Source organism: Serratia sp. NPDC087055, from assembly GCF_044900985.1.
In the GTDB taxonomy this organism is placed as follows: domain Bacteria; phylum Pseudomonadota; class Gammaproteobacteria; order Enterobacterales; family Enterobacteriaceae; genus Serratia.
In genome coordinates this window covers 732,169-747,693 of sequence record NZ_JBJDOG010000001.1, presented here as the reverse complement: position 1 = coordinate 747,693, position 15,525 = coordinate 732,169, and the positions used below count along the sequence as shown (strand labels likewise).

15 protein-coding genes are annotated in these 15,525 nt (G+C 51.6%); 8 read left to right on the top strand and 7 right to left on the bottom strand.

Going from position 1 to position 15,525, the window contains the following annotated elements:
• Nucleotides 1–3: 3 nt before the first annotated feature.
• Complete coding sequence (locus ACI2J2_RS03490; RefSeq protein ID WP_037419991.1) at nucleotides 4–195, bottom strand: FmdB family zinc ribbon protein; 192 nt, start codon at nucleotides 193–195, stop codon at nucleotides 4–6.
• 241 nt (nucleotides 196–436) lie between these two features.
• Between ACI2J2_RS03490 and ACI2J2_RS03485 the strand changes: the two genes are divergently transcribed.
• The 6 genes from ACI2J2_RS03485 to ACI2J2_RS03460 all read left to right on the top strand — a co-directional run bounded on the left by ACI2J2_RS03485 (nucleotide 437) and on the right by ACI2J2_RS03460 (nucleotide 6,206).
• Nucleotides 437–1,015 carry a hydrolase gene (locus tag ACI2J2_RS03485; protein WP_265553650.1) on the top strand — a complete coding sequence of 193 codons (579 nt, stop codon included), beginning with the start codon at nucleotides 437–439 and terminating at the stop codon, nucleotides 1,013–1,015.
• Between the two features lie 47 nt (nucleotides 1,016–1,062).
• Nucleotides 1,063–1,878, top strand: coding sequence for a DUF72 domain-containing protein (locus ACI2J2_RS03480; RefSeq protein WP_404759418.1), 816 nt, complete (start codon nucleotides 1,063–1,065; stop codon nucleotides 1,876–1,878).
• Between the two features lie 102 nt (nucleotides 1,879–1,980).
• Entirely contained in the window at nucleotides 1,981–2,376 is a 396-nt protein-coding gene (locus ACI2J2_RS03475) for an MAPEG family protein (RefSeq protein ID WP_061806450.1), read from the top strand.
• A gap of 103 nt (nucleotides 2,377–2,479) precedes the next feature.
• Complete coding sequence (cmoA, locus tag ACI2J2_RS03470) at nucleotides 2,480–3,223, top strand: carboxy-S-adenosyl-L-methionine synthase CmoA (RefSeq protein ID WP_265553655.1); 744 nt, start codon at nucleotides 2,480–2,482, stop codon at nucleotides 3,221–3,223.
• Nucleotides 3,220–4,191 carry a tRNA 5-methoxyuridine(34)/uridine 5-oxyacetic acid(34) synthase CmoB gene (gene cmoB, locus ACI2J2_RS03465; protein WP_209634002.1) on the top strand — a complete coding sequence of 324 codons (972 nt, stop codon included), beginning with the start codon at nucleotides 3,220–3,222 and terminating at the stop codon, nucleotides 4,189–4,191. Before cmoA ends, cmoB begins: the two co-directional genes overlap by 4 nt.
• 173 nt (nucleotides 4,192–4,364) lie before the next feature.
• Nucleotides 4,365–6,206 (top strand): exopolysaccharide biosynthesis protein, encoded by a 1,842-nt coding sequence (locus ACI2J2_RS03460; protein ID WP_404759417.1) that lies wholly within the window; start codon nucleotides 4,365–4,367, stop codon nucleotides 6,204–6,206.
• Nucleotides 6,207–6,300: 94 nt separating this feature from the next.
• Here ACI2J2_RS03460 and cutC read toward each other — a convergent pair whose 3' ends face one another.
• Complete coding sequence (gene cutC, locus ACI2J2_RS03455) at nucleotides 6,301–7,059, bottom strand: copper homeostasis protein CutC (protein ID WP_404759416.1); 759 nt, start codon at nucleotides 7,057–7,059, stop codon at nucleotides 6,301–6,303.
• A 162-nt stretch (nucleotides 7,060–7,221) separates the two neighbouring features.
• On the opposite strand from cutC, the gene ACI2J2_RS03450 reads away from it, so the two are divergent.
• The gene (locus tag ACI2J2_RS03450) at nucleotides 7,222–8,373 is read left to right on the top strand and encodes a MalY/PatB family protein (RefSeq protein ID WP_404759415.1); all 1,152 of its coding nucleotides are present in this window, start codon (nucleotides 7,222–7,224) and stop codon (nucleotides 8,371–8,373) included.
• Here ACI2J2_RS03450 and ACI2J2_RS03445 read toward each other — a convergent pair.
• Nucleotides 8,370–8,933, bottom strand: a complete 564-nt coding sequence (locus ACI2J2_RS03445; RefSeq protein ID WP_209634007.1) for a VOC family protein — start codon at nucleotides 8,931–8,933, stop codon at nucleotides 8,370–8,372. The genes ACI2J2_RS03450 and ACI2J2_RS03445 overlap by 4 nt on opposite strands.
• 863 nt (nucleotides 8,934–9,796) lie before the next feature.
• Between ACI2J2_RS03445 and argS the strand changes: the two genes are divergently transcribed.
• Entirely contained in the window at nucleotides 9,797–11,527 is a 1,731-nt protein-coding gene (gene argS, locus ACI2J2_RS03440; protein WP_404759414.1) for an arginine--tRNA ligase, read from the top strand.
• A 74-nt stretch (nucleotides 11,528–11,601) separates the two neighbouring features.
• Here argS and murJ read toward each other — a convergent pair whose 3' ends face one another.
• The 4 genes from murJ to rimJ all read right to left on the bottom strand — a co-directional run bounded on the left by murJ (nucleotide 11,602) and on the right by rimJ (nucleotide 15,411).
• Nucleotides 11,602–13,137, bottom strand: a complete 1,536-nt coding sequence (murJ, locus tag ACI2J2_RS03435; protein ID WP_037419854.1) for a murein biosynthesis integral membrane protein MurJ — start codon at nucleotides 13,135–13,137, stop codon at nucleotides 11,602–11,604.
• A 122-nt stretch (nucleotides 13,138–13,259) separates the two neighbouring features.
• Complete coding sequence (locus ACI2J2_RS03430) at nucleotides 13,260–14,180, bottom strand: Gfo/Idh/MocA family protein (protein WP_209634011.1); 921 nt, start codon at nucleotides 14,178–14,180, stop codon at nucleotides 13,260–13,262.
• A complete protein-coding gene (locus ACI2J2_RS03425; RefSeq protein ID WP_404759413.1) occupies nucleotides 14,173–14,817 on the bottom strand; it encodes a DUF480 domain-containing protein in 645 nt (214 codons plus the stop codon). The genes ACI2J2_RS03430 and ACI2J2_RS03425 overlap by 8 nt, the downstream gene beginning before the upstream one ends.
• 9 nt (nucleotides 14,818–14,826) lie before the next feature.
• The gene (gene rimJ, locus ACI2J2_RS03420) at nucleotides 14,827–15,411 is read right to left on the bottom strand and encodes a ribosomal protein S5-alanine N-acetyltransferase (protein ID WP_037419996.1); all 585 of its coding nucleotides are present in this window, start codon (nucleotides 15,409–15,411) and stop codon (nucleotides 14,827–14,829) included.
• Nucleotides 15,412–15,525 lie beyond the last annotated feature (114 nt).

The following is a 15,525-nucleotide window of genomic DNA, read 5'->3' as shown; positions in this document are numbered from 1 at the left end:
ACTCTATTTCTTGCCCGGTTTGAAGTCTGTTGCATACCAACCGGTGCCCTTTAACTGGAACCCCGTGGAAGAAATCAGCTTGGTTAACGCGGGCTGCCCACACGCCGGACAATCTGTCAGCGGCGCATCGGAAAATTTTTGCAGTTTCTCTAACCGAAGGCTGCAAGCACCACATGCATATTCATAAATCGGCATAGGTCTTTGGCGTAAAGTGTGTTGAAAAAAGGCGATCATTATAAAGGAAATTCATGCGCCAGATAAGTGCGAACACAGCTTTGTTGCAGCACTAAATGACGTGTTTTTGCCCGAAATAACACATTGATTAACAAATTTCCCATTAACCGGTGACCCTTTTTTCACGTAGCCTGAATCAACACGTGTTTGGCGCGCGGTTTCGTTTGCGCGCATTTTATCCACCTCGTCACGAGATATGACCATGTTGAAACTTGATGCCCACACCACTGCCCTGGTGTTGATTGATTTGCAAAACGGCATTCTACCCTATGCCGGGGGGCCGCACAGCGCCGAGAGTGTTGTTGCCCATGGTGCACAGTTAGCCGCACATTTCCGTTCATTGGCGGCCCCGGTGATCCTGGTGCGCGTCGGCTGGTCAGACTCCTTCGCTGAAGCGCTGAAACAACCGGTAGACAAGCCATCTCCCGCGCCAGCTGGCGGGCTGCCTGCCAACTGGTGGGAATTTCCTGACGCTCTGGCAGTGAGTGACAGCGACATTCTGGTGACCAAACGTCAATGGGGCGCATTTTATGGCACCGATCTTGACCTGCAACTGCGTCGCCGCGGCATTAAATCCATTGTGCTAGGGGGAATTGCCACCAATATTGGCGTGGAATCTACCGCCCGCGCCGCCTGGGAACACGGCTACGAATTGGTGATCGCCGAAGACGTGTGCAGCACAGCAAACGCTGAAATGCACCAGTTTGCTTTCGACAATATCTTCCCGCGGCTGGCGCGTGTACGCAGCACTCGCGAAATTCTTGCCGCACTTAACGAGTAACGTTAACGTGTAGACTGACGGGAATAATTAAGGAAGAAGCAAGCCTGATGTATATCGGACTCCCACAGTGGCAACACCCGGCCTGGCACCGTATCGGGCTGCGCGATCTGGCGGATTACAGCCGCTATTTTAATTGCGTGGAAGGCAATACCACCTTCTACGCGTTGCCTAAACTGGACATTGTCCAGCGCTGGCGCGATATGACCAACGACGATTTTCGCTTTTGTTTCAAGTTTCCCGCCACCATCAGCCATCAGGCCGCGCTGCGCAACTGCGCCGCTGAACTGCAGGCCTTTTATCAGTGTCTGAGCCCCGTTCATCAACGCATTGGCCAGCTTTGGCTTCAATTGCCTGCGGCTTTTGGCCCGGCTGAATTGCCGGCGATGTGGCAATTCTTTGATGCATTGCCGAAAGAATTTACTTATGGCGTGGAGGTTAGACACTCCGCGTTCTTCGGCAAGGGGGAAGAAGAGCGGCTGTTAAATCAGGGGTTACATCAGCGCGGTATCAATCGGGTCATCCTTGACAGCCGGCCTGTACATCATGCCATTCCCAACAGCGCTGCTGTACGTGACGCACAACAGAAAAAGCCTAAGCTGCCGGTGCACGCCTTGGTCACGGCCAACAACCCGCTGGTGCGTTTTATTGGTGGCGACGTCTTGCAGGACAACCTGCGCTGGTTCGATGCCTGGCAGCAGAAACTGCCCCTTTGGCAACAAAAACACCAGCCATTTCTGTTTATACATACGCCGGATAACGGCGACTCTCCCCAACAAGCGCAGAAAATCTGGCAGCAGCTGTATCAGGCAATTCCGAATTTACCCTCGCCACCGGACTGGCCGGAGCAGGATGCACTGTTTTAACCGATTAATCTGACTGATTACATCAGATTTTTCCTCGCGACAGTGATTGCAATGGCAGCTATGATGCTCGCTGCCAGTTTTGGTTAGGGAATGGAGTTAAAAATGGTAAGCGCGCTTTATGTAGTGCTCGGCGCATTGTTGTTGATCAAACTCTCTTATGACGTGGTTAGGCTAAGGATGCAATACCGGGTTGCTTACGGCGACGGGGGCTTTTATGAGCTACAGACCGCCATCCGCGTTCACGGTAATGCCGTAGAGTACATTCCTATTGCAGCCGTACTGCTGGTGCTCATGGAAATGAACGGCGCTGAAATATGGATGATCCATATTTGCGGCCTGATGCTGATGGCCGGTCGCCTGGTACATTACTACGGCTTACGTAATCGTGAAGTTCGCTGGCGTCGTTCAGGCATGGCGGCAACCTACATTTCGTTGGTGCTAATGGTATTAGCCAACATTTTCTATCTGCCATGGGATCTTATTTTCAGCCTGCATTGATCCCCTGTTGCTCCTCAGGCGGCTACGCCGCCTGCTTCCGCTGCGCTTTCTTGCCGTTATCTGTTAGAATATGCCCCTTCGAATTCTGAACTGATTTGCCGCTATGCCAAACCGCGATACTCTTTTTTCTGCCCCGATCGCCAAATTAGGCGACTGGACCTTCGACGAACGCGTTGCTGAAGTGTTCCCCGACATGATTCAGCGTTCCGTCCCCGGCTATTCCAATATCATTTCAATGATTGGCATGTTGGCTGAACGTTTCGTTCAACCCGGCAGCCAGGTGTATGATCTTGGATGCTCTCTGGGCGCAGCAACGCTGTCGATGCGACGGAATATCAAGGTGGCGGGTTGCAACATCATCGCCGTCGACAACTCTCCGGCCATGGTTGAACGTTGCCGCCGCCATATTGATGCCTTCCGTGCCGACACGCCGGTAGAGGTTATCGAAGCGGATATCCTCGATATCAAAATCGAAAACGCCTCGATGGTCGTGTTGAACTTTACCCTGCAATTCCTCGAGCCCGCAGACCGTCTGCGCCTGCTGGAAAAGGTCTACCTTGGGCTACGTCCGGGTGGTGCGTTGGTATTGTCAGAGAAGTTCAGCTTTGAAGATGCCGACGTCGGCGAATTGCTGTTCAACATGCATCACGATTTCAAACGCGCCAACGGCTACAGCGAACTGGAAATCAGCCAGAAGCGCAGCATGCTGGAAAACGTTATGCTGACAGACTCGGTAGATGCCCACAAAGCCCGTCTGAAACAGGCCGGTTTTGAACATGCGGAAGTTTGGTTCCAGTGCTTTAACTTTGGTTCACTGATCGCCTTGAAATCGGGGGCCACGGCATGATTGAGTTTGGTGATTTTTACCAGCGTATCGCGAAAAGCAACCTCAGCCACTGGCTGGATACTCTCCCTGCCCAGCTCAGCGCCTGGCAGCGTGAATCGCTCCATGGCAAGTTCAAGCAGTGGTTTAACTCCGTTGACCATCTGCCTGCACTGACACCAACCCGTCTCGATTTATTGAATGGTGTGCGTGCCGATATGGACTCACCGCTGTCACCGGGCCAGTTGGAAGGCATCGAGAAAATGCTGCGCACCATGATGCCGTGGCGTAAAGGCCCGTTCTCCTTGTACGGCATTGATATCGATACCGAATGGCACTCTGACTGGAAATGGGATCGCGTATTACCGCACATTTCACCACTGGCCGGTCGTACCATTCTCGATGTCGGCTGCGGCAGCGGTTATCACCTGTGGCGTATGCTGGGTGCCGGTGCCCAATTGGCGGTAGGTATTGATCCGATGCAACTGTTCCTGTGTCAGTTCGAAGCGGTGCGTAAGCTGTTGGGCGGCGATCAACGTGCTCATCTGTTGCCCCTCGGTATCGAACAACTGCCAGAGTTGGCTGCCTTTGATACCGTCTTTTCGATGGGGGTGCTCTATCACCGTCGTTCGCCACTGGATCACCTGTACCAGTTGAAAAACCAATTGGTCAACGAAGGCGAGCTGGTACTGGAAACGCTGGTGATAGAAGGCGATCGCAATCAAGTGCTGGTCCCGGGTGACCGTTATGCGCAAATGCGCAACGTGTACTTTATTCCGTCGGCTGAAGCCCTGAAGTGCTGGCTGGAGAAATGCGGTTTCGTCGATGTAAAGATCGCCGACATGTGCGTAACCAGTACCGATGAACAGCGTCGCACCGATTGGATGACCAGCGAGTCACTGGCCGAGTTCCTCGATCCAAACGATTCGAGCAAGACCATCGAAGGCTATCCCGCCCCACTGCGTGCCGTGTTAGTGGCGAAAAAGCCTTAACCCCTTCCTGCTTTAAGGGCTCAGCACATGTTGGGCCCTTAACACATGGTAAAAACCCCACTCCTAACACTTTCGTCTCAACGTGTTGTGTCATGTCTCACCGACACGGGAGCGTTGCATTAAAAATGTTCCCTTCTCCTACAATGGCGATGACCCCAATAGAGGATAACGCCATGACGACATTACAATATATCGATAGTATCAATGCACTCCGAGCCTATGCACCTACTGAGAATGGTCAAGTCGTATTTCTGATTTCCCATCAGGCGGGTAGTCATCAAGGATCCGGTAAGTTCTACTATGACACAACGGATAGCACCAGCATCGACAACAATGGCACAGTGATTGTCACCGCCTCAGGCGCGCGTTGGAAAAGGTTCGGCAATAGGATCACCTTCGACGATTTTGGTGCAGACCCAACGGGTTTAACCTCTTCAGATGATGCTGTAGAAGCCGCCATCAAAGCAGTCTCTTCACTGAAGAACAAGATCGTCTTTACCAGCAATAATGCACAATATCTGCTTAACAGAGCCACTGCGATTACCGTTCCTGCGGGAGTCACCCTAAAAGGGAATCGCACAGCCATGGCACAAGGGCCTTCCAGCAATACGACCAACGGCCCTGCCCGCGCGGGGCTTACGGACGACAGTGCATTTATTATCCGTAAGCCGGTGGGGGTGACATGCTTCAGCTGTGCTCGAGACGTGGTTTTTGATGGCTGGTCATTCTTGTATCCAGATCAGATCTATACCGCGGAAAGTAGTGCGCAATTCAGACAGTACGGGGCAACGATCACTTCAACAGGCACGTTGTCGGTATCACATTGTCGCTATGTAGGTGCTTATGACTTCGTTAATGCTAGCGGCGAAGCCAACTACTTCGATAGTATTTACGGCTGGGCTATCCGTTGTGATTACAAGATCTCCGGGAGCCGAGAAATAAACAGATTTACTAATGTTCATGTTAATCCTAACGTCGTTCGCCCGACAGAAAAAGCAGTCACAGCCTCACTAACAGTGGAAGGTTCATGCGCTTTTAACCTGGATCGCCATGACAATACCTTTTTGACCAACGTTTTCGCCTATGGCAAAAAAGTCTTCCTGAGATCCACGACGTTAGGAACCAGCTACTTAGGTGGCGTCAGTCTGACCAACTTTATGGCCGATCGTAACGGCACCTGTTTTGAGATCGACTCTGACTCTGCAGCAAATATTCAGATCGCCAACGGCTCTTACATTAATGATTATGGTGATCTCGACGGGGGGTTCCTGGTGTTAAAAAAATCGGTATCTCGCCAAAATATTACGCCGGTTCACATCACCAATGTGACATTTTCTACCGCCAATAATCCTAAAGGTACCCTTTCACCGCAGGCTATATATTTTGCGGCTGACAGTGGCTATCAGTTGGCTTTCAGTAACAGCGTTATGCCGCTATGGACGAATGGCGCACTTAATAACGCCAGCGGATATAACCTGCTCAGAGGGGAAATCACTATTGCCCAGCGTGTATATCAGCTGACCTCTGCACCGCAGAACTACCTTGATAATGCCAGCCTGGTTGATGTCGATACCACTAGTCAGCCAGTCAACTGGTCAATAGATGGTAATTTGACGGCAAACAGCAATCAAATCACATCAACCGGTGCTAACCCAAGATACAAGGGCATTCTGCAGCGCATTCATCGGAGTATCGGTAATAGAACCTTTTGGGCAGTCGCCTCATCCATTGGTGACCCAAATGCGAGTGTGCCACCTGGCACGCCTGAGCCAAGTGTTTCAACAGGAATATGGGCACGGAGTTTTAACGATAACTATACCGATCTTATCGAAAGTGACACGGTACCTTGGGTACAGATAGGCAACCTGTTTTATGCACAGTTTTATATGAGTAACACCCGGACAATCCACGATATCCTGGTCAACCCGGGTTCAAACGGTAACACAGTGAGAATTCTTGCTTGTGGTATCAGTCCAGGACAAATTTTCGATTTTAGTTCCCTGTCTCTATTCTGAATGACATTAAAAAGGCCCCGATATAATCGGGGCCTGCTATAAGTTTATGCGCGTACCATGGCTTCTTTCCGTCTAAACAACGATAGCTGGGTACTTATGCACTCTGGGCCAACGGATCAACCAGTGCCAACGCGTTTTTCATCGCCTCTACCATTTCGCCATCGACGCAATAGTGGCTAAATTCATCAACCTCGCTGTCTGAACACATGGTCACGCCAGCCTTGCGATAGCGCATGGTCGAAGGCACTTCATGGCCGGATGAGCTATGCACTTCCTGAATGCCAATATCAACGAACTTGTGCAAGTTACTGAGCCGAACTCCTGCCCCTGCCATAATCACTGGCCCCTGGCTAGCCTGCACCAGATCACGCAGCAAGGGTAAACCCAGCTCTGCATTTTGCTGCTGACCGGATGTCAGTATCCGCGCGACGCCCAACTGTGTGAGCTGATCAAGCGCGGCCATCGGGTTTTGGCACATGTCAAAAGCACGATGGAAAGTCACCGCCATATTGCCGCTCAAACGCATCACTTCGCGCATACGCGGCAGATCGATATGCCCTTCTTCATCCAGCATTCCAACTACCACGCCGGCAAAACCCATGTCGCGGATTTGCCCAATATCGTGCTTTATTATGTCAAAATCTACGGCGCTATAACAAAAATCGCCGCCCCGCGGGCGAACGATAGGATGTACAGGTACGCTGACGCGCTCCCGCGCCAGACGTAATGAACCGTAGCTGGGTGTCAGCCCCCCCTCACTCTGACTGGCGCACAGTTCTATACGATCGGCACCTGCCCGCTCAGCCGTCAGCGCACAATCGACGCTATAGCAACAAACTTCCAGTTTAATCATTGTCACCCCCAGATGACGGCTAACATGTGACAGTAATTGTTAATTCTTCCATTTCTCACGTAGGCTCATACAGAGCCCCTAAATAATTGGAGCTGCATCACGTAACAAAAATGCAACGTCAATATGACGGACATAGGTATAAACCAGCTCAGGGTAGTAACTATGGCATTCAATTTTGATCAATGGGTAGACCGTAGTCACAGTGACAGCGTTAAGTGGGATAAATATCGTGACCGCGACATTATTCCGCTCTGGGTTGCTGACACCGACTTCCCTTCCCCCCCCGCTATCATCGATGCATTACAGCAGCGAGTGGCCCATGCCGTGTTCGGCTATGGGCATCCATCCCCTGAACTCATTGAGGTTTTTAGCCAGCGTATGCTAGAACGCTATAGCTGGCGTATCAATCCTGAATGGCTGATTTTCCTGCCTGGATTGGTTTGCGGTCTAAATTTATGCGTGCGGGCTTTTACGGCTGAAAACGAAGGCACGCTGGCACCATCACCGATCTATCCCCCGTTTCGCAAAGCGGCGAAATTCGCTGGGCGCTCGCAGTTGCAGGTACCGCTGGCGCTGAAGGAGAAGCGATGGGTGTTAGATTTCACCGCCATCACGGAACAGCTCAATGGCAAAGAAAAATTACTGCTGTTGTGTAACCCGCAAAATCCGGGCGGCACTGTCTATCGCAGGCAAGAGCTGTTACAGCAACATTCGTTCGCTCAAAACCACGATCTGATCGTCTGTTCCGATGAAATCCATTGTGATCTCCTGCTTGAACCAGGGTGTCAGCACATCCCCTTTGCCACGTTAAATGAGGATGCCGCCCAGCGCAGCATTACGCTGATGTCGCCGTCGAAAACCTTTAATATTGCCGGACTGGGTGCCTCGATGGCGATTGTGCCCAACCCTGCTTTGCGGCAAAAGCTGATCCGCACACGCAGTGGCATCGTACCTGAAGTGGATATATTGGCGCTGGTTGCCGCACAGGCAGCCTACCAGCATGGGCAAGAGTGGTTGGACGAACTGTTGGTTTATCTGCGTGCCAACCGTGATTTGGTGACCGAGCGTATTAATGCCATGCCCGGCCTGCAGCTACAACCGATTGAGGCAACCTACCTGGCGTGGATAGACTGCCGTCAACTGGCCGTCGATAATCCGCATGCCTTTTTTGAACGGGCGGGCGTTGGATTAAGCCCGGGCCTGGATTTTGGTAACCGGCATTTTGTCCGCTTGAATTTTGGTTGTCGGCGCGAGCTACTCATCCAAGCGTTGGATCGTATGCTGATGGCCACCCACTCACTAATGCCAGGCTAACGTTGTTCGCTGGCGACAACGTCCCTAATCGAGTAGGGGTGAAACTTGATCGTCACGCTGCCGTCGGTGATCGCCAACGTCGGGTTCGGCAGACGCTCCCCATCAGTCTGTGGCGAACTCTGTTTCAGTTTTATCCCTTGAGCCAATAGCGCTTCATCAGGCAACTGAGCCAGCGCGCGCGCGTAAAGCGTGGCAGGATCGCCACCCAGTACCAGTTCCACATGTTCCCAGCCTTCATGCGGATAACGTTTATCACCGGGATAAGGCAACTCAATACAGTCAATCTGCCAAGGTCCCACGTTAAGGGGTTGTTGAAGATCAAACAGGTAAATAGGACGCCCCTTGATTATCGCCTCAGACAACAGTGAGCCACACTGTTGTAGCCCTTCGCGCCAGCGATCGGCCGTTGTGTTTTGATGGCAGCGTACCGATATGTGGTCCGCACTGAACTGTGTCAAATCCAGGTGCAACTTCTCGGCAAACCGGTTCAGTGCCTGTTCAAAGCGCGGCAGATCCAGCACCAAATCGTTAAGCTCGGCAATGGCCGTAAAAGTCGTCATAAAATCCTCGAAACAACGGAAAGCGATTTTCAGGTGGTGTAATTTACACGCCGAAGGCTCAGCTATCCATACGGAAACCTTCGGCAAGCGGACTTTTTTGGTGCAGAGTGCGGCCATCAACTCAATCAGGAATGCAGCTGGTTATAAAAAGCACAAAATAACAATTTATTTAGATTTTATTACAGCCGTGTTTCGTTTTTCCCAGTTTTTAATTCCGAAAACTCATTGTTGCATAAGTTTATAACGTTTAATCATGACGTGAGACTTAAGAATACTACTAACTTATTAAGTTATAAAATCGCAATAACAAGAGATACATATGATTAAGAAGACAGCACTCACTGGCACAATAGAAATGAAAAAACAATAAGTTTTTTATTATAACTCATTGTTTTTAAAAACATTAAAATAAAAACAACATAAGAATCATCCTAAACAAGATTTGTGCAATTGCGTGAAAATATCAATTAAGCTACTTTAGTGAAAATTGAGTTTGAGATAATTAGTTATGATACTTTTAATAATGTCCCTGCTATTGATAGTTATTGCCGCATACGCGATATTCCGTCATTTCAAATCACGCCGCAATAACACGTTAGACGGTGGTCGTCGGAAAAAAAGGCACTAGCTTTGCCTATTTTGGTCTCTTCATTCCCTCTCTTTTTTTATCCGTTTACTCCTCTCATTTAGCGCTCCGCGACTTTCAGCTTATCCCTCGCCAACTGCTGACGTCCTCCCTCAAATCGGTTACAATTACAGGCTGTTTTGTGGTGGGCCGCCGTCTTGACGTGCAGCCAGAAAACCACCTTTGAATCCCGTAGGGGCATGGCACACGGCCCCTCGTTCGTCATTAAGGTAACCCGGTGAATATTCAGGTTCTTCTTTCAGATAAAGTCAGCCAGGCGCTGATTGCCGCAGGCGCGCCAGCCGATTGCGAAGCGCAGGTCCGTCAGTCAGCAAAAGCACAGTTTGGTGACTATCAGGCCAATGGTGTGATGTCCGTTGCCAAGAAACTTGGCATGCCACCCCGCCAATTGGCAGAAAAAGTGGTGCAGCTCCTTGAGCTCGGCGACATCGCCAGCAAAGTGGAAATCGCCGGTCCAGGCTTTATCAATATCTTCCTGAACAGCGCTTGGGTCGCACAGCAAACCGACCGCGTATTGAGTGCGCCAAAACTGGATATTGCCCCTGTCGAACAGCAAACCATCGTTATCGACTACTCAGCCCCTAACGTGGCGAAAGAAATGCACGTCGGCCATCTGCGTTCCACCATTATCGGTGACGCTGCTGCACGTACGCAGGAGTTTTTGGGCCATAAAGTGATCCGCGCCAACCACGTCGGCGACTGGGGCACCCAGTTCGGTATGTTGATTGCCTATCTGGAAAAAATGCAGAACGAAAACGCCAGCGATATGGATCTGTCTGACCTGGAACAGTTCTATCGTGAAGCGAAAAAGCACTATGACGAAGACGCAGAGTTCGCCGCGCGCGCGCGCGCCTACGTCGTTAAATTACAAGGTGGCGATCAATACTGCCTGAAAATGTGGCGTAAATTGGTCGACATCACCATGGCGCAAAATCAGCTGACCTATAACCGGCTGAACGTGACCCTGACCGAAGACGATGTCATGGGCGAAAGCCTGTATAACGCGATGCTGCCTGGCATCGTCGCCGATCTCAAGGCTAAGGGGCTGGCAGTAGAAAGCGAAGGCGCAACCGTGGTATTCCTCGATGAATACAAAAATAAAGACGGCGAGCCTATGGGCGTCATCATCCAGAAGAAAGATGGCGGCTACCTGTACACCACTACCGATATTGCCTGTGCTAAATACCGCTATGAGACGCTGGGCGCCGATCGGGTGCTGTATTACATCGACTCGCGTCAGCACCAGCATTTGATGCAGGCCTGGACCATCGTGCGTAAAGCCGGTTATATCCCGGACTCTCTCTCGCTCGAACACCACATGTTCGGCATGATGTTGGGTAAAGACGGCAAGCCGTTCAAAACCCGTTCAGGGGGCACGGTAAAACTGTCTGATCTGCTGGATGAGGCCGTCGATCGTGCCGCTAAACTGATCGCCGAGAAAAACCCGGACATGCCTGCAGAAGAAATGCAAAATCTGGCCAATGCCGTTGGCATCGGTGCGGTGAAGTATGCCGACCTGTCAAAAAGCCGTACCACCGATTATATCTTCGACTGGGACAACATGCTGGCGTTCGAAGGTAATACCGCGCCTTATATGCAGTATGCCTATACCCGTGTCTCTTCCGTATTTAAACGTGCCGGCGTCGACGAAAGCAATCTGACCCTGCCGTTGGTCATGACGGAAGAACGCGAGATTGCATTGGCGACACGCCTTCTGCAATTTGAAGAAGTCATCACCACCGTAGCACGTGACGGCACACCACACGTGATGTGTAGCTACCTGTACGACTTGGCGGGCCTGTTCTCCAGCTTCTATGAACACTGTCAGATCCTGAACGCAGACAGCGAAGAAGCTCGTCAAAGCCGCCTGAAACTGGCCTTACTGACCGCGAAGACGCTGAAAGCCGGGTTGGATACACTGGGTATCGAAACCGTCGAGCGTATGTAAGCCATCCGCGCTGAATACGCAAAAGGGTCGCCGAGGCGACCCTTTTTTACGCGTTGAAAACGGGGAATCTCTGCTTATGCCACTCGGCGGGCAAAGTCGCGTGGACGGAAACCCAATCCCCCCAATACACCAAAGTAGGCCACGACACCGGCGACAACCACCAGCGACAGACGCAATAAACGCTCAAGCATATTGCCTTGATCCCAGGCAGGCATCAGCCACATCACACAAACCAATACCGCTGACATCACAATCACCGCAATCACCAACTTGGTCAAGAACATTGCCCAGCCCGGCTGCGGGTGGAAAATCTTCTGCTTACGCAATTGCCAGTAGAGCAGTGAGGCATTAAGGCAGGCGCCCAAACCGATCGACAGTGAAAGGCCTGCATGTTTCAACGGGCCAATAAACATCAGGTTCATCACCTGGGTCAAAATCAACGTGATAATGGCGATTTTAACCGGCGTTTTGATGTCCTGACGCGAATAAAAACCGGGGGCCAATACCTTCACCACAATTAACCCCATCAAGCCCACCGAATAGGCGACCAATGCGCGCTGCGTCATCGCGGCATCGAAGGCGCTGAACTTGCCGTACTGGAACAGCGATACCGTCAACGGTTTGGCCAAAATACCCAGTGCAATGGCACTCGGCAACGCCAACAGGAAGCACAGACGCAGCCCCCAGTCCATTAATCGGGAATACTCGTCGTGATTACCGCTAGAGAAACTTTTTGCCAACGACGGCAGCAAAATCGTGCCCAGTGCCACGCCCAACACGCCAGAAGGAAACTCCATCAGACGGTCCGCATAATACATCCAGGATACCGAACCAGAGACCAGAAATGAGGCGAAAATGGTGTTGATTATCAGCGAGATTTGGCTCACGGAGACGCCAAAAATTGCGGGCCCCATCTGACGCATTACCCGCCATACACCGGCATCGCCGAGCTTGAGACGCGGCAGCACCAACATGCCAATCTTCTTCAGATGTGGGAGCTGGTAACCCAGTTGCAGCACCCCGCCGACCACCACCGCCCAGGCCAGTGCCATGACCGGAGGATTGAAGTAAGGCGCGGCAAATAGCGCAAAGCCTATCATGCTCACGTTCAGCAGCGTCGGCGCAAAAGCGGGGATCGAAAAGCGGTTCCAGGTATTGAGTATCGAACCGACCAATGAAGCCAGCGAGATCAGCAGAATATACGGAAAGGTGACGCGCAACAGCGATGACGTCAGAGCGAACTTGTCCGGTGAGTCGACAAAGCCCGGCGCGGTAATGTAAATCACCCAAGGGGCCGCCAACATACCAAGCACCGTCACCAGCGCCAACACCAACGTTAACAGACCTGAAACGTAGGCAATAAAAGTACGTGTAGCCTCTTCCCCCTGCTGACTTTTATATTCGGCCAGGATAGGCACAAAAGCTTGGGAAAACGCCCCTTCGGCAAAAATACGCCGCAATAGGTTGGGAAGCTTGAATGCCACGAAGAAGGCATCTGTTGCCATACCGGCACCAAACACCCGCGCCACGATCGCGTCACGGGCAAAGCCCAGCACCCGTGAGAACATCGTCATAGAGCTGACGGCTGCCAGTGATTTTAGTAGGTTCATGTGGTTTTTCTGATACGCCCTGTAAATGTTGACGCCTGCATCAGCAGGCGTCAGTAAAACTATCGGCTCAGTTTACCCATCCGCAGCAGAATAGCTACCGCCATATGTTACATAGAGTTATCTTACAAACCGGCATCACGCAGCAGCGTTTCAATCACCCGTTGGGCGGCAATGGCCTGCTCTCCAGCCGTTTCTGGTGCAGTGTGATTACTCACAGAAGCGATAAAATGGCGAACCGCACCGTCAAAACCCCGTTGCGCCAGCGTGGTTTGCCACCCCGGGGCCGGTTGTTCCAAAACACCCTGGGCGTCTTCACGCCACCACTGACGCATATCGTTCAACTGATATACCGCGCCATCCGACACTGCCTGCACGCTTTCGCGTTGGCTGCCAGCACGGCGATGCATACTGGTAGTTATCTGTGTTTCACCACATTCAAAATGATGCTCGGCATATAACAGCTCACCGCGCTCTGTGCCACGCAGGCAGCCGCTGAGCAACTGCACAGCGCCGCCGCCCAACCATAATGCGGTATCCACCACATGCAGATAGTCATCCAGCAAGGTAAACCGCATATTATTGGGCCCAACGCTGTCCGCACGGTGTTTTTCCATGCGGATCGACGCAGGTTGACACATGTCTTGTTTCAGTTGTTGATACAAGGGTGCAAAACGGCGGTTAAACCCTACCATCAGCGCTTTACCCTGTTTTTCTGCCAGGGCAATCAGTTGCTCCCCCTGCTCCACGGTTTCGGCCAACGGTTTATCGACATAAACGTGAACGCCATGACGCAACAATTCACCGATCACCTGAAAATGGCTGGCGGTACTGCTGTGAACAAACACCGCATCGCATTGCTGTGCCAGACTGTCTAACCCCGAGAAACAGGCCATACGGTAGCTGTCACATATTGGCTGTGCTTTTTGTTGATTGGGAGAGAAACCGCCCACCAAAACCCAGTCCACCGCCTGGCTGAGGAGCGGTAAATAGGCTTTTTGAGCAATCCCTCCCAACCCCACAACACCAACGCGCAATTTACTCATCTGCACCCCGAGCCAATAACGACTGCAATTGTTGTTTGAGCTGCGCCACTTCGTGTTCCAGCGCAGTTACGCGTTCGTGCAATTCTGTCTCTTCAGACGGTAACACCTCAGCAGGTGCCTCATCGATTTGGCCACAGAACAAATGCATGAACCGGCTTTCACGTTTGCCCGGCTCCCGCGCCAGACGCACCACAAAGGGGCCATCCTCACGCGCGCTCAAATTGGTCAGCACCTGTTCCACTTCAGTGACGTCATTAAATTCATGCATGCGATTGGTACGGGTGCGGAGCTCACCGGGCGTTTGGGCGCCACGCAGCAATAACGTCGTGATTATCGCCAATTCTGCCGCAGACAGCTTTAACTGACCGAACTCTGAATTGCAGAAACGGTGTTCATATTTAACGACCCGATTACCGAACCCACTTAATGTCCGTAAGAAATGCTTCTTCAGGAGCAGATCAAGAAGTTGCTGCACGTCATTTTCCGCCAGATCCATCACAGGTTCACGGTTGGTTTTCTGGTTACAGGCCAACGTAATGCCGTTAAGGGAAAGGGGATACTGATCTGGCGTCGTGGCCTGCTTTTCCAACAGGCAGCCGATCACTCTGGCTTCTTTAGCGCTTAATTCATATTTCATTGTTTGGCCTCAGCGTGGCGGTAGCCATTCTTTATTGGTTAATGCGGTCAATACGTGATCCCGCCACTGCCCGTCAATCAGCAGATAATCCTTGGCATAACCTTCACGTTCAAACCCTAACCGGGTCAACAATGCGCCGCTGCGCTGATTATGCGGCATATAGTTAGCCATGATGCGGTGCATACGTTGCTGACGCAGCATATAACGGATAGCGGACTGCAACGCCTCGTACATCAGTCCTTGTCCCTGCCATTTCTCAGCTAATGAATAGCCGAGGAAACAAGCATGAAACGAACCGCGCAGCACGTTGCTGAAGTTCGCCACGCCTTGCACTTCATGTTCGTCGGGATCAAGCAGGATAAAATAGTAGGCGCTGCCCTGCTTTTGCATTTCGGTGATCATTCCCAGCCGCGCCTGCCATCCGGATGGATAACAGTGGCTTTCATCACGCACGGGCTCCCAGGGTTTGAGAAATGCACGATTTTCGGCATAGTATTCCGCTAACCGGTAAGCGTCGCGTTCATGAACTAAACGGACGACCATCCGATCGGTGGTGAGGCGTACTTTTGGTGATGCAGAGCGGTAGCCAAACATCATTTCCCCCGCAGTCAGAACGGTTCGATAAGAAGTATTTATTGGGCGCATGTCCGGATAATAATCCTGCGGCAGACTTATCCTGAATCATTATGTCTTAACGACCAGCGCAGA